This is a genomic window from Paenibacillus sp. SSG-1, from assembly GCF_002224835.1.
Lineage (GTDB): Bacteria > Bacillota > Bacilli > Paenibacillales > Paenibacillaceae > Paenibacillus_AQ > Paenibacillus_AQ favisporus.
Genome location: NZ_MBRK01000001.1, coordinates 381,129 through 401,804 on the forward strand (window position 1 = coordinate 381,129; position 20,676 = coordinate 401,804).

The following is a 20,676-nucleotide window of genomic DNA, read 5'->3' on the forward strand; positions in this document are numbered from 1 at the left end:
GAGCCTAAGGCCCGGGCCCGCTAATGAATAGGCAACATTCAACAGGAAAGAGGGGATTTCATTGGCTGTGATCGGAATCGATCTGGGAACGACTAACAGCCTGGTGGCCTGCTGGGCCCAGGACCGTGCGGTGGTCATTCCCAACGTGCTCGGAGAACATTTGACACCGTCCATCGTCAGCGTGGACGAAAACGGCGAAATTGTGGTCGGCCGGATTGCCCAAGAGCGCTTGATTACCCATCCGGAGCGGACGGCTGCCACTTTTAAACGGTTTATGGGAACAGAGAAGAAGTACGAGCTTGGCCCTCACTCCTTTACACCGGAGGAACTGTCGTCCTTTATATTAAAAGCCTTGAAAGAGGATGCCGAGAGTTATCTGAGGGAACCCGTGACGGAGGCGGTAATCAGCGTTCCGGCATACTTCAACGATGCCCAGCGCAAAGCGACGAAGCATGCCGCCGAAATCGCCGGACTGCGTGTCGAGCGGCTGATCAGCGAGCCGACCGCGGCAGCGGTAGCCTACGGCCTGCACCAGGAGCAGCCGGAAACCCAGTTTCTCGTGTTCGACCTGGGCGGGGGAACGTTCGACGTCTCCATCCTGGAACTGTTCGAGGGAGTCATGGAGGTGAAGTCTATCGCAGGGGACAATTTCCTTGGCGGTGAGGACTTTACGGAGCTGCTTGTGACGCATTTTCTGGAGACGCACCAAATGGAGTGGGAGGCGCTGGACCCGAAAACAAGATCGGCTATACATAAACAGGCGGAGAACTGCAAGCTTGCCCTGGGACGGGAGGCGTCGGCTGAAATGGCTTTGACGATCGATGGAACCCGGTATGAAGTGCGGCTTGACCGTAACGAATTTGAAAAGCTGGCCCATCCGCTGCTCCTGAGGCTGCGCCAGCCGATCGAACGGGCGCTGCGAGACGCGTCCTTGTCCCCATCCGATCTGGATGCGGTGATCCTGATCGGAGGAGCCACCCGAATGACGCTTATTAAAAGCGTCATCGGCCGCATGTTCGGCCGCATGCCTTACAGCGACATCAATCCGGATGAGACGGTTGCCGTCGGCGCGGCCATCCAGTCGGCGCTGAAGGAGCGGAATGAGGCGCTGAACGAGATGATCCTTACCGACGTGTGCCCGTATACCCTGGGTACAAGCATTGTTCAGGAACTGGGCAAAGGGGGATTCTCATCGGGGCATTTCTTCCCGATCATCGAGCGCAACACGCCGATACCGGTCAGCCGGATTGAACGGCTCTGCACGATAAACGACAATCAGCGGCGGCTAACCGTTGATATTTATCAGGGTGAGAGCCGGCGTGTCGAGAACAACATCAAGCTCGGCGAGATCCACATTAAGGTGCCGCCGGCCCCTGCCGGCGAACAGAAGATTGACGTCCGTTATACCTATGACATTAACGGGATTTTGGAGGTCGAGGTGACCAGCGTTGCGACCGGCGAGAAGAAGCGCGCCGTCATCGAGAAGAACGCTGGCAGCATGACGAAGGAAGAGATCGAGGCGCGGCTGCTGGAGCTTCAGGATATCAAAATTCACCCGAGAGACCGGGCGGAAAACCGGCTGCTGCTGGCCAGGGGCGAGCGGCTGTACGAAGAGGCGCTGGGCGAGAGCCGGGAAGTGATCGCTGCGTATATCGGGCAGTTCGAAAAGGCACTGCATACCCAGGATGACCGCGAAATCAAAAAAGCTGCCGAGGTCTTCAAGGATCGGTTGGAACAGCTGGAAAGGTGGATGAGCTTCACATGAACATCTGGGAAAGGTTGGGGATCGAGCGGACCACGGAGCTGCGCATCATCAAGAAAGCTTATGCCGCCAAGCTGAAGCAGCATCATCCCGAGGACGATCCCGAGGGCTATCAGCAGCTTCGGGAAGCTTATGAGGCGGCATCCAAGTTCGCCAAGGAGGCCAATACAACGGTACGTGAGCCGGCTGAGGCTGAGGATGAGCTTTCTATGCCGATCTACCCGCCGGAGGATACCAAAGGCGAAGTTGATCAACCTGGCGAGTCTAACACACACACCGTATATTCAAATGGAGTATTTCAATCCACGGCAAGCGCAGATCCGGTCAGACTGTGGATTCATCAGGCCGAGGAACTGTACGACGACTTTCCGGCCAGGATCCGGATGGAGTCGTGGGAGCGGCTGCTGAACGAGGATATCGTATGGGACGTCGAACGCGGGCCGGAGCTGCAGCATGCGTTCGTGTCCTTTCTGATGTCCTGCAGGCATCTCCCGCGAGACGTTTGGCAGCTGCTGGACGGCACGTTTTACTTTACGGAAGATCCCGAAGAACTGCGGGAGCGGTATCCAACGTATTTTGCCGAATACATCCTGCAGCAGCTGGACGGCTCACGGGAGCTGCGTTATGATTCGCTCGCTAACGCTCCCGTAGGGGATGCCGCGGACATGGAGAGATTTTTGGATCTGCGGGAGTCTGCGCTGGATATGCTGATGGAAGGCGATCTGGAAGAAGCGGAAGCGTGCTTGTCCGAAGCTTCGGCATGGTTTGCCGACGATCTGGATCTGCAGCTGCTATGGGGAAAATATAACCTGGCCGTGGGCAACCGGCAGGAAGCGCTGAAATGTTTCGGCCATGCGATCCTGCTGCAGCCGGATGATCTGGAGGCTTATCGTTACGCGGCACAGCTTCGATACGATGATCAGCGGTATGAAGAGGCGCTTTCGGATTGCGAGCGCATTTTGGCTGCCCATCCGGACGATCAGGATGCACTCAGTTTGGAGGGACGGTGCCTCACCGCGATGGGACGGATATCGGAGGCCAAGGAACGGATGAAGCGTTCTTTTGACATAAACAATCAGCATATGAGCACCCTGATGTACTGGTCGTCTACCGCAAATAAGCATCACTACGATCAGGGGAAGATCGACCCGGCCGAGCACCGCAGGTTGGTCAAAAACAATATTATATTCGACGGTTTTTTATTTCTTCGGTTAACTTGGCTTTATATTTTTGTGTATATCGTGCTGCAGTTGTTTTTTGACGTGCCCGTTATCGTCACGGGGGTGTTCGTGGCCATTCTGCTGTGGTATTTATACAGAACGTTAAGAGCACACCGGGTGCTATCAACCTAGATATTGGAGGACGACATGCGCAGCGATTACAAGAAGAAGCAAATCAAACAGCTGGAGCTGTACTTCCGCAGTCTCTCCAGCGTATGCATCGACAGCGTGCTGGCTTATTATTATGTGCCGTACGAGTTTTTGAAATTTGAGCGTTACCTCGGGAACCGGGTTTTGAAAAAGGGGCTGCGGCTCTGGGACATCAAGGATGCCGAGTCTTTAAAGACCCGGATTCGCTGGCTGCTGGAGGACGGGAACCGTGACGATTATAAGGCCCTGCACGCCGAACTGTCGGCGCTGCCGGAACAGGCACGGCAAAACTGGATGGAGGCATCCAAGGACTATCCGGAATATGCCCGGATGAGCGTGGTTCAGACGTTTTTGCTGCAGCTGCCCGCCGGAGAAATAGCCGCCTTCGGGGGCGGCTGGGCGATTTTCTTGAGCCGGATCGGACTCGCTTACGGATATTTGACGAAGGAAGAGGCTTGGGCCATTAAATTGGAAGCGGCCGGGTATGTGCAGCAGCATTACCGCAGCTGGGAAGAGTATTTGATCGCATTTATGGCCGGCAGCCGCTTTTGGAAACCGGAGGAGCAGTTTGCAAATGTAGTCTATATCATGACCCGCGGACAGACGCTGCTGGGGATGGGTACCTTCGCTTCCCGGAAGGCGCCATGGGATATTCCGCTTGAGCCGGGAGGTGAACGAGCAGCGTACCGTAAGGAATCGGCCAGCCTGGATGCCTGAGGCGGTGATCAATGGGCATGCGGATCACAGGGCCTTTAAATTGTGGGGCTTAAGTACGCTGGATGCTCTTAAAGGGGGGATTTGGATGTATACCTTGGAAGAACTCCGGAAGGCATTCCGGAAAGGGACTAAGCTGAAATATGTTTTTTTCTGGGGGCACCAGCCCGCGGCGGACGGTTCTATTTCGAAGAGCTGCTTCAGTCAGTGGTGGGAAGCAAAGTTTACCGTGGACGGTGTGGAATATGCAAGTGCCGAGCACTATATGATGGCCGAGAAAGCCAGGCTGTTCGGTGACGAAGAGATCCGAGAACAGATTCTCGCAGCCAAGCATCCGAAGCAGGCCAAAGATCTGGGACGGAAGGTGAGAGGATTCGATCCGGCCGTATGGGACCGGGAAGGGTACTCCATTGTGGTCCGGGGAAACGAAGCGAAATTTTCCCAAAACGACGATTTGAAGCAATTTCTGCTGGGTACCGGGCAGCGGGTGCTGGTAGAGGCCAGTCCTGTGGATTCGATCTGGGGCGTTGGGTTGGCCGCGGATGACGAGGCGGTCCTGAACCCGCTGCTGTGGAAAGGGAAGAACCTGCTTGGCTTTGCCTTGATGGAGGTTCGGGACCGGCTGCAGACAGAGGGAGCATAGGGATAGTGCGTAGCATGCACGTCGTGCATGCGGGGCCCAGCGGGAGTGAAGAACTTGGCAGCCGTAAGGAGCACGCTGGCAATGAGGAGCACATTGGCAATGATGAAAATGCCGTCGGTGAGGAGCTTGGCAGGAGTCAGGATCAGTCGACTATGGGAAAAAGGCTGCACATCGAGGGTCATGCTATATAGAGGTCACCCGGCCATGCAAAAAGGTCGTTGTCGGTTACTCAGCGTAACGGGACAACGACCTTTTTATATGCCGTAACTTTGCGTTTGATGAGGCGGTGTTTCGGCTTAGGTCAGTGCGCCTTCCTGCTTTTTAAAGAACGTACGCAGCGCCTGGTAGACTTCGCCCTTTTCTTTGATGACGTAATACATGAACTGATCGAGTTTGATATTCCGGTACGCGGACATCAGCGTGCTGCTCCTGTTGTACTGGTTGACCTCTCCGTAACCGAACATATTGCTGACTTTAAGCAGCTCGCCAATCAGCCGCACGCAGCGTTCGTTATCGGAAGTCAAGTTGTCGCCGTCCGAGAAATGGAACGGATAAATATTGTACTTGGCGGGCGGGTAGCGCCGGTCGATGATTTCCAGCGCTTTCTGGTAGGCGGACGAGCAGATCGTGCCCCCGCTTTCGCCCCGGGTAAAGAAATCCTCTTCGGTGACTTCTTTGGCCTCCGTATGGTGGGCCACAAAGACGATGTCGACCTTTTCGTACTGGCGGCGCAGGAAGCGGGTCATCCAGAAGAAGAAGCTGCGTGCACAGTATTTCTCAAACGTGCCCATGGACCCGGACGTATCCATCATCGCAATGATGACCGCGCTGGAATGGGGAACGACGACGTCCTCCCACGTTTTGTAACGCAGATCGTCTGGGCTGATATGGTGAATTCCCGGCTTGCCGCTGGTGGCGTTGCGCCGCAGATTTTCCAGGATCGTCCGCTTCTTGTCGATGTTGGACTGCATGCCTTTTTTGCGGATGTCGTTGAACGTGATCGATTCGGTTTCGACTTCCTGCTGCTCTTTCGGCTTCATATTCGGCAGCTCCAGCTGATCGAACAGCATGTTCTCCAAGTCTTCGAGGCTGATCTCGGCTTCCATAATGTCTTGGCCTGGCTGGTCGCCGGCTTTTTCGCCTTGACCCGGCTTTTGCACCGGATCCCTGCCCAGCACGTCTCCCACCTGGCTGTCGCCGTCTCCCTGGCCGACATGCTTTTGCTTCTGGTAGTTATAAATGAAACGGTATTCATCGAGGCTCCGGATGGGTACCTTGATGATTTGCTTACCGTCCGACATCACGATGTTTTCTTCTGTGATCAGGTCGGGCAGGTTCTGCTTGATGATTTCCTTAACCTTCTCCTGATGGCGGACCTGATCCTGGTACCCTTTCCGGTGCAGTGACCAGTCCTCCTTGGACACCACAAACAGCGAATGATCGTCTGATGGCATGTTCAGGCACCTCCCATGTTCCCATACTCAGCACAAACTTTGGCTTGTTAAACATTTATATTCACGGGCGGGGACGATATGTGATGACGCAAGAGATAAAATAAGAAGTTTGCCGCACCCAAATATATGAAATTTTGCGAGAATCGCTGCTATGGATGAGATAGGCGTTCCGATGCGGGTGATCTCACTCTGGCTATTGCCAAAAGTCAGCAGTTTGGGCTATAGTGGTTGTGAAATTAAATAGGAATGCGGGTGCTGGATGAAGTCCGGCTGAGATGGCAGCCTTATGCTGCGGACCGTTAATCTGATCCAGGTAATGCTGGCGTAGAGAATATCATTCGAATTGCGGTGCCATTCGTGTATTTCTCGAATGGTTTTTTTGTGTTAACCGGGTAAGAGGGCGCTTTCGCAAGGGCGAGGGCTTACCCTTCGCGATGATAGAAGCCGGCATGAAATGGAGGGAAAGGCAAAGGGAAGAGAGGAGAAGCAGTCATGGTCGATTTTCGTCTGTATGCGATTACCGGCGAGACGTTCCATCCGGGACGCCGGCTGGTGGACGTGATGGAGCAAGCCATTCGGGGAGGCGCGGACATCGTTCAATTCCGCGACAAAACAAGCGGAAGAGAGGAGCTGCTGCGCAAGGCGGCGGAGCTGCGGGAGCTGACCCGCCGCTACGGCGTTCCTTTTATCGTGAACGATCACGTTGATATCGCGATGGAGGTGGACGCGGACGGGATTCACCTCGGTCAAGGCGATATGCCGATCGCGGAAGCCAGAAAGCTTGTCGGCTCCAAGATCATCGGCATATCCACCCATGCGATTTCAGAAGCGCAGCTCGCCGAAGCGGAAGGGGCGGATTATATCGGCGTCGGGCCAATCTATGCGACGGCTACGAAAGCCGATGTGGTGGATCCGGTCGGTCTTTCGTACGTTCGGGAAGTCGCCGGGATCATCAAGATCCCGTTTGTGGCGATTGGCGGCATCAAGCTGGGCAACGTGGACGAAGTGATCCGGGCCGGTGCGAGCCGCGTCTGCGCGGTGAGCGAGATCGTCGGCAGCCCTGACCCGGAAGCGGTATGCCGGGCGTTCATTCACAAGCTTGAAGGTAGAGGAGGAGCGGCGGATGGAACTGGTCATTAACGGAACAAAGCGGGAGCTGGCGGCCGAGACGGTAGCCGATGTCCTCCGCCTGCTGGGGCTGTCCGGCAGGCCGGTCATGGTGGAAGCGGACGGACAGGTGCTGAAGATCGAGCAGTGGGAGACGACTCCGGTTGTACCTGGAATGAAGCTGGAGCTGGTCCATTTCGTAGCGGGAGGTTGAAGGGAAAAATGAGCAGAGATAATTGGCAGGTTGGCGGACAGGAACTGTCGTCGAGGTTGTTTTTGGGGACCGGGCTGTTCCCCGATCCTTATGTGCAGATGGAGGCGATCAAAGCTTCGGGAACCGAGGTGCTGACGTTCGCTATCCGCCGGATCCATCTCGATTCGGTGGAGGATGATTCGATTTTGCAGCATGTGGAGCCTCAGAAATACATCTACCTTCCCAACACGTCCGGGGCGACAACGGCCGAAGAGGCGGTCCGGATAGCCCGGCTGGCGCGGGCTTCGGGACTCAGCGACTGGATCAAGGTGGAGATTAGTGCCAATAAGCGCACGCTCCTGCCCGATCCGATTGAAACGTTAAAAGCGACGGAAATATTGGTCAAGGAAGGTTTTACGGTACTGCCGTATATCTCCGACGATCCGGTAATCTGCAAAAAGCTGGAGGAGGCAGGGGCAGCCGCGGTGATGCCCGGTGCAGCGCCCATCGGGACCGGCCTCGGCATTCTGAATCCGTACCATCTCGGATTGATCGTGGAGGAGCTGTCGGTCCCTGTCATCGTAGATGCGGGGCTGGGGACAGCCAGCGACGTGGCGCTCGCGATGGAGCTGGGAGTCTCCGGCATTCTGATGAATACCCCGGTGGCCAAAGCCAAAGACCCCGTGATGATGGCCCGGTCGATGAGGCTGGCGATTGAGGCGGGGCGTTTGGCCTACTTGTCCGGGCGGATTCCGAAGAAGAAATATGCTTCGGCCAGCAGCGGCCTGGAATCGCTCGTCATCGAATAAAAAAGGATGGACAGGGGGCTGTAACAATGAGCGGAGACATCATTGTCATGGGGGGCGGCATTATCGGATTATCCAGCGCGCTGGAGCTGCGCCGCCGCGGCCTGAACGTCACACTGCTTGAAAAGGGACCCTGCGGCGGGCAGGCCTCCGGCGCGGCGGCAGGGATGCTCGCTCCGTATTCGGAGAACGTGGAGTCGCCGGACGAATTCTTCCGGTTGTGCCGTGAGAGCTTGTCGCTGTATCCGCAGTGGCAACAGGCGGTGAAGGACATCTCCGGCGTTCCTTTTGAATATGCCGAAACCGGCAGCCTATACGTGGTGAGGCATGAGGCGGATCTGCTGGCGCTGGAGAGCCGGCTGGAATGGCAGCGGAGCTGGGGCTCCGGTGGCGAAATATTAACGGGGAGCGAGCTGTTCGATGCTGAGCCGGGACTGACCCGCGAAGCAGTAGCCGCCCTGTGGACTCCGGTGGAGAGCCATGTGTATGCCCCGGATTTGACGGAAGCGGTCAAGCGGGCCTGCCTGGCCTCCGGCGTGCAGATTCATGAGCATCTTGGCCGGATCGAGCTGGCTGAATGGCGGGAGCGGGTTGCGCTGTGGGCGCAAAATGGCGAGCGGTTTGAAGCGGACCGGCTGCTGATCAGCACCGGTGCGTGGGTACAGGAGATGTCGGAACCCCTCGGCATCCGGATTCCCGTACATCCGATCCGGGGGCAAATTTGCGCCTACAATTGGAACGAGGAGCGCGAGCCGCTTCGGCATTTGGTGTTCACGAGCCAGGGGTACCTGGTCCAAAAAGCAAACGGAACGCTCGTCTGCGGCGCCTCGGAGGATATCGCCGGGTTCGATACGTCCGTCACGGACAAAGGGATCCGGCGGCTGACGGAGTGGAACAAGCAAGTGCTGCCTGTTCTTGGTGAGGTGCAGCCGTTTCACCGCTGGGCGGGACTGCGCCCGGCGGTGCTGGACGGCCGGCCGCTGATCGGGCGACTGAACGATGCCGGCCATATTTTTGTGGCCGCGGGTCATTACCGCAACGGCATCCTGCTCAGCCCGGTCACGGCCGCGCTGATCGCCGATAGCGTGGAGGGCAAGCCGCTGCCGGAGTGGTGTGGAGCGTTCCGGCCGAACCGGTTCGGTGAGGTGCAGGCGGGCGCTTTTTCGGGGAATTAGAGGATTGGCGTCGTTAAACATTGCTTGTTCTAGCTGATAAAAGTACGGACAATATAAAGTTATTCGTTTGGCATGAAGCACATGGCAAAGCAGGAATGCATTCCTGCTTTGTTTTTTTGTGTCGGGCGACGTAAAACTACTTGTAGAACACGTATCTTATATATCCATTAAACCCATATAATTGAAGTGATGATGTATAGTGATAATTAATGACAAATTTTGCGAAAATCCTGTAGTATACTGCAAGTAGTCCTATGCTAAATAGGAAAGAAGTTTCACAGGAATACATAAGGAGGTGCGGCTGCTTAGGGCCACGCGTGGGCAAGCAGTCCCGTCGGTTAAGAAAACATATTTTTTAGCAAGAGAGTTTAGAGCAACGAAAGAAGCAGGAATTCAGTTGGTAACAGGTTGTCTGGAACAGCCAGGAAGTCAGGAGTTTACCTGGTAGTCAGTAAGTTAGATGGTACCTAGGTATCGGAAACAATCAGAAAGTTAGAAGGGATCAGGGAAGTTAAGAGATTTAGTAAATGCAAAGCATCATATTTTAGGAGAACAGGAGCGGAAGAAGTATGTTCAAAGCGATGTTGATGACCATTTTTGCCGGGGTGATGATTCTTGGAACAGCAGGAGCAATCGAGCAGCCAGTGCCGGCTGCCGCGGCGGCGGCTTTTAAGGACGTGTCTGTGTCCCACTGGGCGTATCAGGCCATTAACGATGCGGTATCCAAAGGTTACCTGAAAGGAGACGGCAGCGGAAAATTCAGACCAAATGACCCGGTTACACGGGCTGAATTTGCGGCGATTTTGGCCAGGGTGTCGACAAACGAAAACGCTGGCGGAGCTGCGGCATTTTCCGATTTGGCCGGGAACTGGAGCGAAAAGGAAGTGAGTGAGGCAGTAGGGAAAGGCTTTTTCAGTCCGGCCGATTACACAAACGGCTTTAAGCCGGGCACTCCGCTGACGCGGGTGGAAATGGCGAAGTGGATGGCCTCGGGACTGGCGGCCCGTGACGGAGAGTATAAGCAGGCGCTCGAGGACACGAAGGACACCATCGTTCCGGTGACGGAGTATTACAAAGGTGGCTTGAACAAGGCCGACTATCCGTATGTATCGGTCATGCTGGGAACGGGACTGATGTCCGGGTACCCGGACGACAGCTTCGGCGGTGGCAAAACGACCACGCGTGCGGAGGTGGCGGTGATCATTCAGCGTTACGAGACGACGCAAACGAAGGCGCCAAGCGCTTTTAAAGGGTTGAATGAGCTGCGGGAAGTGGGGACGACGGGTACGAATCACAGAACTGTTATTCCTGCGTATCGAGATCCAGATAATGGTCACACTCTTCAAACTATCTTAGGTAAAAATATTAGCCTGCGGAATGGCACTGGAAAGGTGAAAATTAATCATTTTATCTTTTTGAGTGGATTCGATTCAAATCAAACTGGTAGTATCTACGGTCGAATGTTTACGGATAGGGAAACTCACTTTGTTAAAGAATCATACTTGGTCTTTGTAGATTCCTCGGTTATCCCTGAATCCGAAACATTTGAACTATCTAGTTATACTAATGGATTGACTTCTGATCTGCAGGGTGGAATTAGAGTTTTCGGTCAATCTCCAGTAAGGTTTGGATATAGCACGCTGCCTAATGATGGTAGAAATTTTTTTGTTAAAGGAAAAGAAATAAAATTCTGGAGTTATTCAGCTATACCGAGAACCGTAACACATGGGAATAGCGTTCTTAATAGCATTTTTGCTGATGATGGTTCTTACGGGGTTATCATCCTACAGAAGTAATAGGAGGATACTCAAGTGATAAAGAACTACAAATACAAGATTATATTATCTTTATTTATACTTTTGATTGATATTATATCCCCGGCAAGAATTAATATTGCAATTGCAGAGAGTTACCCGCCTGACAGTATCGTTTCACCGCCTGGTCCCCAAACTCGACAAGTAGTAACCAAAAGAGTAACAGCAAAAGCACCTGCAAAGCCAGGCATTTACTGGTATCAACTAAATGATGGATCATTTCAAGCCGATAGAAATGACAATGGTATAACCGACCATGCTGCAATGGGTGGATCAGACAGTGCTCCTTTTCCAGTCGAAACAGAAACTGGAGCAAAGATTAATACATTGGAATACACACCTGGTAACTTTTTAGATGAAGGGGGACAACAGATACCAAAGACTTCAGTTGAAAATGTAAAACTGGTCAAAGAAGAATCAGAATACACAGTTTTCGCCTACTTTAGAGCTGGCACAGAACACAATCCAAATATAGTTATTTTAAATGACAATATTAGCTTACTATTGTGGGTTAGAACTGGTGGAAGTATTCCATTTACTGAACGTACAAAACTAGATATAAACGAACGTCCTAATGGTTTCCCTAAATTTCAAGTCAGATACGACATCAACCTTAACCTCACCTGGGAAGGCACCGCCAAAGAAATCAAGGAAATGCGGGTGATTCCCGCGAGTGCATCGATGAAACCCGGGGAGAAGAAGAACTTTAAAGCCGAGGTACGCACGAAGCCTTTCAGCGTGAAGGGCGATACGAGCTTCGGCGACTTCGTTGACGTGACCACCCGAACCGAAACGGTGTGGAGCTCCGACAAAAGCGCGGTGGCGACGGTGGACAGCAGTGGGAACGTGACCGCCGTAGGCAAAGGCACGGCCAAAATCACGGCCGTATGGAAAAGCGGCCTCTACTACCTGTACGGCACAGCCACCGTGACTGTCGGCGATGGAGGCGGGGACGGACCGACGCCGGTCGATCCCCCGGATCCCGGGGTAAGCTGCACTGAGCCGGCGCCGGGTCAATCGATGACCGGCAAATACATGGACCCCGTCGTGACAGCCAAAATCAAAGCTGATGCCCGCGGCAGCGAGCGGTTTGACGTCCTTCAGGGCATTCCGACCTCCGAGAGCCTATACGGCAATGTGCTCGCCCGGAATCACCTGTACCAGGACAAGTTCGTACAGATGACCGGGACGTGCACCTATACGGTTAACGTAACCAAGGAGTACACGCTGAAGTGGGATCCGGGCAAGGAAGTACCGAACGCCGACGGCAAAGGAACGCATATCGAGCCGGACCCGCAGAGCGAGACCGAAAGCAAAACGTATACCTACCAAATTGAGCGGCGGTATGCTTTCTGGAAAATCGATAACCTGGAAGTCTACCAAATCCGCGAGGCGATTCTCGACAATTACGCCCTGCCGGGCGGCCGGATTGCGATCCAGCCGAGTGGGTACAGTCCACCGTATTATGCCGCTGCGACGACTGGGAATTACGATCCGCCAGCTCCGCCCGGAGAGCTTACGGCTGCCGGACAGACGCTGACCGGGGGCAAGTCCAAGCCGGCGGTGCCGAATGACGAAGGCGCCCTAAAAGGGGAAGCGGAGAAAGCCGTCGGCAAAATCCAGGTGACGAATGACTCGCTGGTCTTTAACGGACAGACGATGATGAACAACCAGAAGGTTGAGGAATTCGGCCCGACCCCGTCGCAGATTCCCGAGCCGCCCCAGATCGGCGATAATGTGCTGTACAGCCCGGGAAATCTGATCGATCGCAGCAAAACCAATAAAAAGGATACGCTGAGCGCGGGTAAAATCGAATATGATCTGATGCCGGGAAATATCAACGGCGGGCAGAACCAGGAGTTTCCGATCTACGGCATCAACACCGTGACGGTCCATACGCCTGTGGTCAACTATTCCTCCGTGTCGGACGATGCGGCGCACAACCAGAAAACGAATCCGGACGCCGGCCGGTCCGCCCTGATTCTGGAACGCCCGTTCACGGTCCGGATTCCGACGAGCGGGCAGCATGTCAGATATCCAGGTTACGGCAACCGGGATTACGCCAAGTATTTCCGCACCAAGCAGGTCAAGTTTCCTTTTGACGTCTATGATGGGAACCGGACCACCTTTATTCCGAAAAATACATGGGTGGACATTCCGGTCGGCCAGCTGGACACGACCTTTTATTTGCCGGTATGGGTGGACGAAGGTCCATACCAGATCGCGTTTCGCAATATTGCCGAAAATGCCCCGGCCGACTATACGCAGCAAAATGACGCCAATACGAGCTTGGTGCATCATGCCGCATATAATGAGGTGGCGGTTGATGTCATTGGACGGCTGTACGACTTTCATGTGACCGACATTGCCGATTACCATTGGGAGACCGTGTTCCGGACCCAGAAGGGCAGCGCGATCCAGACGGGCGTCTCCTATTGGGTTGGTCAGAAAGGGATCGATGGCGATCCGCGGGGCAATGCAGCCGTCTTTACGCTGCCGATCCGTCCGGGAAGCAGCCCGCTGCAGGGTTTCAAGAACGTTTCCGTCAAGACCGGGTACCACTTCAAGTTTGATTTTAAAACGAAAGGGAATATGTTCGGCCCGCTGGACGGCATCCGCATCACGCCAACCTTCTATTATGTCAGAAAAGACGGGAAAGCCGTCAACGGCCGTGGGGATACGCGGATTCCGGTGGATCTGTACTACAGCACCAGCTCGAAGCATTTTGTGAAAATCGGATCGCCCGCGGATCAGGTTCAGCGTTACGTGATCTTAAATGATCGGCTGCGGAACGTGCCCGCTCAGGAACTGCGGGATACGGCAGGCTACAAGTTTAATCATGGCGGCGCAGCCGGGGGGCTGAACCGGAACGAATACATCAACAGCTATTTGAACAAGTATACGAAGCAAAAGACGCCGGTCGGAAGCTACAGCCTGCTGATACTGCCTGAGCAGCTGCGGACGTTTCTCAGCCTGAAGGAACCCGTACCTGAATCGGTGAACCGCGAGCGGGCTGACGTATCGATCCAGAAATGGTACGGCGAGTACAGCCTGCCGGCCGATCCCTATGTGGTCGAAGCGGGCACGAATGTGGCGGAATACGGGCGCACGCACGGCGGGCTGGACGACAAGTCCCCGATTTTTCTAAAGAACGGCTACATCGTCGTGAACTTCAATATCGAGTCCATTCAGGAGGGCGACTTGAAAAATCCGCATTTGCAGTACATTTACGCCCCGCTGATGAATCAGTGGCAGATGGAGGGCTTTAACCGGAACATCCAGGATGCCTACGGGAACCGATTTGCGCTAAAAGACGGCGACGTCGTCTTTTACCAGACCGATCAATCCAGCAGGGATGACTTCAGCAGCCAGGTGCCGCATTAACGGGAAATCAGTAAAAAAGGGCTGCCCTTAGGTCCGTTTGTGACCTTGGGGACAGCCCTTTTTTTGTGAGCTAAACGTATCAGCCTTTGACCGAGCCGGCGGCGATGCCCTCCACGATCCGGTTGCTGAGCACCAGGAAGATGACGAGAATCGGCAGGATGCTGATCATCAGCGTCGCCCCGATGGCGCCCCAGTCGGTCGTGTACTGTCCGACGAAGTTCTGGACGCCGACCGTCAAGGTCTTCAGGTTGTCCGAGCTGATGAAGGTGTTGACGAAAATAAACTCGTTCCAGTTATAAATCATGTTGATGATCGCAGCCGTGGCAATAACGGAGAACGTCATCGGCATGACGATCCGGAAGAACATGCGGTTCACGGAGCAGCCGTCCATAATGGCGGCCTCTTCCACTTCCCGCGGGAGCGCGTAATAGAAGCCGAGCAGGATCATGATCGTAATCGGCAGGTTAAAGGCGGTGTAGGACAGGATGATGCTGAGCTGGTTGTCCGTCAGCCCCACTTTTTGAAACAGGATGAACAAAGGAATCAGGGTCGAATGCACCGGGATCATCATGCCCACCATGAACAGGCCGAGGACGAACGAGCTGAGCTTCCAGCGCATCCGGGTGATCGCAAAGGTCACGAAGCTGGCGAGCAGAATCGTCAGCACGACCGCAATGACGGTGATCAGGACGCTGTTTATAAAATAACGGCCGATATTTCCCTGCTGCCATACGTTTTCATAGTTCTCCCATTTGGGATGGCTGGGGAGGGCGAAAGGAGGAAGATTGAATACCTCCTGGTTATTTTTCAAGGAAAACAAAAGCAGCCATACCAGCGGCAAAATTTGCAGGACCGCTCCCGCAATCAGCACGACATAGAGCAGGCCGGTGCCGATTCTGGCGCCAACAGGCCGGGAAGACCGCATTACGGGAACGGATACGGCCGGACTTGCGGTTCTCATCATAAGCACCTCCTCTTATCAGGAATATTGAATCGTGTCTTTGGAGGCGGTTGCCTTGCGGATCGCCCAGGTGGCGACCATGCAGATGATCAGCAGGAAGAAGCCGATCGCACTGCCGTAGCCGAAATCGAATCCGCGGAACGCCTTTTGATACATATAGGACGCCATCACTTCGCTGGCCCCGTTCGGCCCGCCGTCTGTCATGACGTAGATCAAATCGAAGTATTTCAGCGAGCCGACGACGGCCAGCACAATCGTGACTTTGACGACCTCGGAAACGAGCGGCAGCTTGATTCGGAGGGCAATCTGCCACGGATTAGCTCCGTCGATCCGGGCTGCTTCAATGAGCGATGCCGGAATGTTTTTCAGGGCGGCGTAGTAGATCAGAATGTAGAAACCGGCGTACTGCCATAGAATCGGAATGAACAGTGCGTACAGCACGAGCTTCGGATCCGACAGCCACGCAGGGGGATCCTCCACGCCAAGCGACACGAGAAACGTATTGAGGATGCCGTTTGTCGGATGGTAGATTTTCAGCCACAGCTGGGCAATGGCTACCGAAGAGAGCAGCATCGGAATCAAATAGATTTTCCGGAGAAGTCCTGCCCCTTTAATGTTCCCAGCCAGGATCAGTGCAACGATCATATAAACGGCCAGGCTCACCGTCGATAGGACGGCGAATAGTAATGAATGGTACACGCTGTTCCAGAATGCGCTGTCCTTCATCAGGCTGGCGTAGTTCTCCATCCCGATAAAACTCATGCTGCTGACGCCATCCCATTTCATCAGGCCGTAGTATCCGGTAAGAACGATGGGAATATAAATGATAGCCATAATCAGAAGCAGGGACGGCAGCACGTATAGGGCGATGATCTTTTTGTTCGACATCACTTTGTCCATAACTAGGAAGCCTCCTTACGATGCTAGTCGGAGAAGAAAAACGTCTATCGATGTAAATTCACAGAAGACAGACCGCCATTAGAGGAAGTTTTTCTTGCGATATAAGGAAGCCGAGTCTCCGAAGCTTATACTTTCTTATATCTTAGAGAAAAGGACGCCCCGTCGGAGCTCGCCGGTTCGTCCTTTCATCCCCTACCATAACGGTTACTTGCCGGTCTTTAACGCCTCTTCCTGCTTTTTGGCGAATTCCTCCGGTGTGATGGCATTGCCGAGCAGTGCCTGAATCAGGTTGTAATGTTCTTCTGCAGCACCCGGTTTCATTTGTACGTCCAGATAGAGAATGACTTTGCTGGCGTTATTCAGTTCGTTCAAGACGTCAATGAACATTTGCGGCAGCTTGACACTGGAGGTGTCGACCTTTGTTCCCGGGATAATGCCTGCGTCAACCACGGACAGCTCACCCCATCTTTTGACGAAGTAGTTGACGAACTTCTTGGCATCCTCTTTGACCTTGGAGTTTTCGGAGACGAACATGCCGACGCCGACGCCGCCGACCCAGTCGTTAATGTTCCCCTTGCCGCCTTCGATCGTCGGGAATTTGAAGAAGCCGATCTTGTCCTTGAATTCCTGCGGGATATCCGGATTGGTCGTATAGTTTGGCACTTCCCACGTTCCCATAGCGTACATGGCCGCTTTCTCGTTCATAAATTCGGATTTGGCCTCGTCGTTGGACAGCCCGTTAAAACCTTTTACAAAGGCATTGCTCTTCACCAAATCCTGGGCTTCCTTGGCGGCCTGGATCAGGCTTGAATCGCTGAATGTGCTGCTGGCTACCGCCTGATCCAGCATGTCCGGACCACCGAGCCGCTCAGCCAGGTACATGTACCAGAAGGAGCCGGTCCAGGCGTCTTTCGATCCTAGCGCGATCGGGGTAACTTTGTTATCGTTCAGCGTTTTGATGATATTTTTGAATTCTTCATAGGTTTTCGGCGGCTGCAGATTGTATTTGGCAAAAATCTCTTTGTTGTAATAAACAGGCACGATGTTCAGCTCGACAGGCAGCGCGTATGTTTTACCGTCCACGGCGTAGGCTTCGGTCGTTCCCGCTACAAATTTGTCTTTCAGGTCGCCTTGAAGCAGGTCGTCCAGCGGGGCAAACATGTTGCCTTTAACGTACGGCTCCAAAAATCCGGCAGCCCATGTAAAGCCGACGTCCGGCAGGCTGTTGGAGGCGGAGAGGACCTTCAGTTTATTTTTATACTGCTCGTTCTCAAGCACTTCCGTTTCGATTTTGACGTTCGGGTTGGCCTGCTCGTATTCGCTGATGATTTGCTTCGCCAGCTTGTTCTGGGCGGAGTTGCTGCCGTCCGGCCACAGGTGCATCATTTTGATCGTGACTTTATCACCGGACCCACCGGATGAACTCCCGCCGCCGGCGGCCGTCTTGCCGTCGTCCGAACTGTTTTTACTTCCGCCGCAGGCCGACAGCACGAGTGTCAATGCCAGCAGCAGCATGGATGCGGATAACCATTTCTTTTTCATAAATGCCCGTTTCCCCCTTCGTATCATCGCGAGAGATGTATGCGCTTTCCCTCTGAAGCCAAGTGTAGCATCCCGTGTTAGGAGGACATAAGGGCACAGCGTTTGGGTATAGTTCCACTTTATTTGGGTGCTGCCTGACCGCCTTTGCGGTAGGCGCCAGGGCTTGCGCCTTCGTAGTCCTTGAAGACCTTGTTAAAATACTTGGTTGTCTGATAGCCGACGCGTTCGGCGATTTCCGAGACCGGCAGCTTTGTCTGCAGGAGAAGCTCCTTGGCTTTCTGGATTCGGAGCCGGGTGACATATTCGATAAAGGTCATATCCATCTGCTCCTTAAAAAGGACGCTGAAATAGCTGGGGTTTAAATGGACGTGATCGGCCACTTCCCGCAGACCGAAGCCTTGATCCAAATGCTGCGACACGTATTGAAGCGCTTCCTGGACCGGCTCTGCCAGCGTGCTCACGTCCCCGGTGGCGTCAAGGAGCTTGCTGTCGACCATGCGCTGGATTTTGCTCATCCGCGAGCGTTCCTCCTGAACCTGGAGCGCCTTCTCTACAGCATCGAACAGCTTGTCCTTGCGGATCGGCTTGAGCAAATAATTGACGACGCCCAGCTGGATCGCTTGCTGCGCATACTCGAATTCGGCGTAGCCGGAAATCAGAATAATGGCCGGCTGGGCGGCCGGTGATCCGGATTCCAGCTGCTGCACCAGATTCAGTCCGCTGATCTCCGGCATGCGGATATCGGTAATAAGCAGATCGACCGCCTCGCGCTCCAGCAGGTCCAGGGCGTCGCGGCCGTTGTCCGCCGAAATGACGCTGCATGCGCCGTTCCCCCAGGTTTCCAGCATGCGGGTCAATCCTTGCCTCGTTCGGGGTTCGTCATCTACGACTAAAATCGTTTTCGATTTAACCATCGTTACATCTCTCCTGTCTGGATCCCTGTCTGGATCGGAATGGTTAAGCTTACCCGGGTACCCCGGTGGATTTGGCTGTCGATCGCCAGCCCGGATTCATCCGGCCGGTCCCCGCCGTAGTAGAGCTTGATCCGCTGCTGGACGTTAAAAATCCCCATGCCGGAGCCTTTGAAGGGCGGCGTCATTCCGGTCTGGAGCGCCGTGACGATCCGGCGGAGGTTGTCCTCATCGATGCCTTTTCCGTCGTCGGTCACCGTGACGACCAGATGCATCTGATCCGCGGACAGGGAGACGCCGACCGACACCTTGCCGGGGCCGATCCGGCCCTCGATGCCGTGCAGGATGGCGTTCTCCACCAAGGGCTGGATCAGGAGCTTTGGCATCGGCACCGATGCCAAGGCCGGCGGCGACGAGATCGACCAGGACAGCCGGTCGCCGAGCCGCATTTTCATGATAAGCAGGTAGCGCTCGATATGCTCGAGCTCATCTTCGAGCCGGACCCATTCCTCCTTGCCCGGCCCGGTGATCGTATAGCGGAACAGATCGGCCATCGCCACGACATATTCGGCCAGCTCGTCTTCGTCTTTTTCCATGAGAGACCAGTACAGCGCTTCAAGCGTGTTAAACAGAAAATGTGGATGGATTTGGGCCTGCAGCGCTTTCAATTCCGTGCGGCTCTGCAAAATCTCCTTCTCGTAAACGAGCCCGATCAGCTCGTTCATATGCTCAACCATTTGGTTGTAGGAGTGATTCAGCTCGTTGATTTCGATGGTGGACGAAATTTGCACCGTCGGCTTGAGGCCGCTGAGCCGGGCGCTGCGCATCGTCTTGATCAGGCGGAAGACCGGCCGCGTGATCAGGGTCGACAGCAGGAAGGACAGCAGGATGAACAGGATGCTGCCGATGCCCGCGGAGACCAGGATCGCGGTGCGCAGTACCGAAATGCCGCTTGTGATCGCGCTGATTGGCGTCAGGATCAGCAGTGTCCATCCGGTCAAGGCGGACTGCTGCTTGACGAGCATGTACTTTTGTCCGTCGATGGCGACGACCGCGTCGTTCGTATCCACCAGGGACTTGATGCGCCAGGGCGTGACCTGGTCGTCGTTCACAGCGATGAGGCTGTAGTTCCGGTCGGCAAGCAGCATCGTTTCGCGGCCGCCATCCTCGTTCAGCGCCTCGTCGATTTGAAAAATCTCACGGTTCATCCGGATGAGGAGATACCCGCCCGGCCTGAACCATTGGTCCATCAGACTGACGCTTCGGATCGCCAGCACGGAATTCGGATCCAGCGGATCGATCCCGATCCAGACGATGCGCCCCTTTTCTTCGCGGGCGTTATCGATCCACTTCTGGCTGATCCTGCTGTTCAGATGGCCTTCATCCAGCGGGAACAGCCTGCGTTTGCTGCCGCTGTACAGCTCGACCGAGTTGACGCCGTCGGCATAGGTCTGAACGATTTTGATGCTGTTCAGCAAGGACTGGCGTTCCGAGAACGTGGCGTGCCTGCCTGCCGACTCGTTCAGCAGCACCTGCTGAACGTAGGTATTGGTGGCGACCTGAGTGGTCAGGGAATCGATTTGGTTCAGAACGGCCTCAAGCCTTCCGCTCGCCTGAATGGCCGTTTGTTGAATGTGCTTCTCCGCGTTGTTTTTCAGCAGTCTGGAGACGGTATCGAAGTTCACGATTCCCACGACCGACAAAATAATGAGCATCACAAACAGAAAGCCGAAGAGCATTTGGTTCCGGAGCGTGTTGAACCGGTTCAGTTTCGTTCGCATCAGGGTCAACCTTTCTGAACGGAGAGTGGTATGGAAGAGGAATGACATAGTTGAAATGTAACCTAAGTCAGCGGTTTCTGTCATTATCCTTTTTCAGGCGGGTATGGCGTAAAGATGCAGAAAGAGAACGGTTTCTTTTTTACGACTCTTTTGCTAAAA

General features: G+C 54.5%; 17 protein-coding genes and 1 riboswitch. Of the genes, 11 read left to right on the forward strand and 6 right to left on the reverse strand.

The features are described 5' to 3' along the window. The first annotated feature begins 61 nt into the window (after nucleotides 1-61). From BCV73_RS01945 to BCV73_RS34710, 5 genes are all read left to right on the forward strand, one after another. On the forward strand, nucleotides 62-1,765 hold the full coding sequence (locus BCV73_RS01945; RefSeq protein ID WP_089545762.1) for a molecular chaperone HscC: 1,704 nt from the start codon (nucleotides 62-64) through the stop codon (nucleotides 1,763-1,765). Beyond that, nucleotides 1,762-3,114 carry a tetratricopeptide repeat protein gene (locus BCV73_RS01950; protein ID WP_089545763.1) on the forward strand — a complete coding sequence of 451 codons (1,353 nt, stop codon included), beginning with the start codon at nucleotides 1,762-1,764 and terminating at the stop codon, nucleotides 3,112-3,114. Before BCV73_RS01945 ends, BCV73_RS01950 begins: the two co-directional genes overlap by 4 nt. 15 nt (nucleotides 3,115-3,129) lie before the next feature. Next, entirely contained in the window at nucleotides 3,130-3,849 is a 720-nt protein-coding gene (locus BCV73_RS01955) for a DUF1266 domain-containing protein (protein WP_089545764.1), read from the forward strand. An 85-nt stretch (nucleotides 3,850-3,934) separates the two neighbouring features. After that, the gene (locus BCV73_RS01960) at nucleotides 3,935-4,489 is read left to right on the forward strand and encodes an NADAR family protein (protein WP_179231861.1); all 555 of its coding nucleotides are present in this window, start codon (nucleotides 3,935-3,937) and stop codon (nucleotides 4,487-4,489) included. A 5-nt stretch (nucleotides 4,490-4,494) separates the two neighbouring features. Continuing rightward, on the forward strand, nucleotides 4,495-4,680 hold the full coding sequence (locus tag BCV73_RS34710; protein ID WP_143811818.1) for a hypothetical protein: 186 nt from the start codon (nucleotides 4,495-4,497) through the stop codon (nucleotides 4,678-4,680). A gap of 105 nt (nucleotides 4,681-4,785) precedes the next feature. On the opposite strand, the gene yhbH is transcribed toward BCV73_RS34710, so the two are convergent. Further along, entirely contained in the window at nucleotides 4,786-5,943 is a 1,158-nt protein-coding gene (gene yhbH, locus BCV73_RS01965; protein ID WP_089545766.1) for a sporulation protein YhbH, read from the reverse strand. Nucleotides 5,944-6,181: 238 nt separating this feature from the next. Beyond that, nucleotides 6,182-6,291: riboswitch (TPP riboswitch) on the forward strand. A 144-nt stretch (nucleotides 6,292-6,435) separates the two neighbouring features. Here yhbH and thiE point away from each other — a divergent pair. From thiE to BCV73_RS01995, 6 genes are all read left to right on the forward strand, one after another. Next, the gene (thiE, locus tag BCV73_RS01970) at nucleotides 6,436-7,083 is read left to right on the forward strand and encodes a thiamine phosphate synthase (protein ID WP_089545767.1); all 648 of its coding nucleotides are present in this window, start codon (nucleotides 6,436-6,438) and stop codon (nucleotides 7,081-7,083) included. Then, complete coding sequence (gene thiS, locus BCV73_RS01975; protein WP_089545768.1) at nucleotides 7,067-7,264, forward strand: sulfur carrier protein ThiS; 198 nt, start codon at nucleotides 7,067-7,069, stop codon at nucleotides 7,262-7,264. Before thiE ends, thiS begins: the two co-directional genes overlap by 17 nt. Before the next feature lie 8 nt (nucleotides 7,265-7,272). Continuing rightward, nucleotides 7,273-8,052, forward strand: coding sequence for a thiazole synthase (locus BCV73_RS01980; RefSeq protein ID WP_089545769.1), 780 nt, complete (start codon nucleotides 7,273-7,275; stop codon nucleotides 8,050-8,052). Between the two features lie 26 nt (nucleotides 8,053-8,078). Then, nucleotides 8,079-9,224 (forward strand): glycine oxidase ThiO, encoded by a 1,146-nt coding sequence (gene thiO / locus BCV73_RS01985; RefSeq protein ID WP_089545770.1) that lies wholly within the window; start codon nucleotides 8,079-8,081, stop codon nucleotides 9,222-9,224. 569 nt (nucleotides 9,225-9,793) lie between these two features. Further along, nucleotides 9,794-11,020 carry an S-layer homology domain-containing protein gene (locus BCV73_RS01990; protein WP_089545771.1) on the forward strand — a complete coding sequence of 409 codons (1,227 nt, stop codon included), beginning with the start codon at nucleotides 9,794-9,796 and terminating at the stop codon, nucleotides 11,018-11,020. 699 nt (nucleotides 11,021-11,719) lie between these two features. Then, nucleotides 11,720-14,422: a DUF5704 domain-containing protein gene (locus tag BCV73_RS01995; RefSeq protein WP_218828085.1), complete on the forward strand. Its 2,703-nt coding sequence runs from the start codon at nucleotides 11,720-11,722 to the stop codon at nucleotides 14,420-14,422. A 79-nt stretch (nucleotides 14,423-14,501) separates the two neighbouring features. Here BCV73_RS01995 and BCV73_RS02000 read toward each other — a convergent pair whose 3' ends face one another. From BCV73_RS02000 to BCV73_RS02020, 5 genes are all read right to left on the reverse strand, one after another. After that, nucleotides 14,502-15,347, reverse strand: coding sequence for a carbohydrate ABC transporter permease (locus BCV73_RS02000; protein ID WP_481855828.1), 846 nt, complete (start codon nucleotides 15,345-15,347; stop codon nucleotides 14,502-14,504). A gap of 54 nt (nucleotides 15,348-15,401) precedes the next feature. Continuing rightward, on the reverse strand, nucleotides 15,402-16,283 hold the full coding sequence (locus BCV73_RS02005) for a carbohydrate ABC transporter permease (RefSeq protein ID WP_089545774.1): 882 nt from the start codon (nucleotides 16,281-16,283) through the stop codon (nucleotides 15,402-15,404). Nucleotides 16,284-16,487: 204 nt separating this feature from the next. Beyond that, nucleotides 16,488-17,825, reverse strand: coding sequence for an extracellular solute-binding protein (locus BCV73_RS02010; protein ID WP_089545775.1), 1,338 nt, complete (start codon nucleotides 17,823-17,825; stop codon nucleotides 16,488-16,490). Between the two features lie 119 nt (nucleotides 17,826-17,944). After that, nucleotides 17,945-18,739 carry a response regulator transcription factor gene (locus BCV73_RS02015; RefSeq protein WP_089545776.1) on the reverse strand — a complete coding sequence of 265 codons (795 nt, stop codon included), beginning with the start codon at nucleotides 18,737-18,739 and terminating at the stop codon, nucleotides 17,945-17,947. Nucleotides 18,740-18,741: 2 nt separating this feature from the next. Beyond that, on the reverse strand, nucleotides 18,742-20,517 hold the full coding sequence (locus BCV73_RS02020) for a sensor histidine kinase (protein ID WP_089545777.1): 1,776 nt from the start codon (nucleotides 20,515-20,517) through the stop codon (nucleotides 18,742-18,744). Nucleotides 20,518-20,676: the final 159 nt, after the last annotated feature.

Excerpts from the sequence above, each read along its gene's own strand:
- yhbH (WP_089545766.1), bottom strand. The coding sequence starts at position 5,943 with ATGCCATCAGACGATCATTCGCTGTTTGTGGTGTCCAAGGAGGACTGG.
- BCV73_RS02000 (WP_481855828.1), bottom strand. The coding sequence starts at position 15,347 with ATGCGGTCTTCCCGGCCTGTTGGCGCCAGAATCGGCACCGGCCTGCTC.
- BCV73_RS02020 (WP_089545777.1), bottom strand. The coding sequence starts at position 20,517 with ATGCGAACGAAACTGAACCGGTTCAACACGCTCCGGAACCAAATGCTC.
- BCV73_RS01955 (WP_089545764.1), top strand. The coding sequence starts at position 3,130 with ATGCGCAGCGATTACAAGAAGAAGCAAATCAAACAGCTGGAGCTGTAC.
- BCV73_RS02010 (WP_089545775.1), bottom strand. The coding sequence starts at position 17,825 with ATGAAAAAGAAATGGTTATCCGCATCCATGCTGCTGCTGGCATTGACA.
- BCV73_RS02005 (WP_089545774.1), bottom strand. The coding sequence starts at position 16,283 with ATGGACAAAGTGATGTCGAACAAAAAGATCATCGCCCTATACGTGCTG.
- thiO (WP_089545770.1), top strand. The coding sequence starts at position 8,079 with ATGAGCGGAGACATCATTGTCATGGGGGGCGGCATTATCGGATTATCC.
- thiS (WP_089545768.1), top strand. The coding sequence starts at position 7,067 with ATGGAACTGGTCATTAACGGAACAAAGCGGGAGCTGGCGGCCGAGACG.
- BCV73_RS01950 (WP_089545763.1), top strand. The coding sequence starts at position 1,762 with ATGAACATCTGGGAAAGGTTGGGGATCGAGCGGACCACGGAGCTGCGC.
- BCV73_RS01990 (WP_089545771.1), top strand. The coding sequence starts at position 9,794 with ATGTTCAAAGCGATGTTGATGACCATTTTTGCCGGGGTGATGATTCTT.
- thiE (WP_089545767.1), top strand. The coding sequence starts at position 6,436 with ATGGTCGATTTTCGTCTGTATGCGATTACCGGCGAGACGTTCCATCCG.
- BCV73_RS01980 (WP_089545769.1), top strand. The coding sequence starts at position 7,273 with ATGAGCAGAGATAATTGGCAGGTTGGCGGACAGGAACTGTCGTCGAGG.
- BCV73_RS02015 (WP_089545776.1), bottom strand. The coding sequence starts at position 18,739 with ATGGTTAAATCGAAAACGATTTTAGTCGTAGATGACGAACCCCGAACG.
- BCV73_RS01960 (WP_179231861.1), top strand. The coding sequence starts at position 3,935 with ATGTATACCTTGGAAGAACTCCGGAAGGCATTCCGGAAAGGGACTAAG.
- BCV73_RS01995 (WP_218828085.1), top strand. The coding sequence starts at position 11,720 with ATGAAACCCGGGGAGAAGAAGAACTTTAAAGCCGAGGTACGCACGAAG.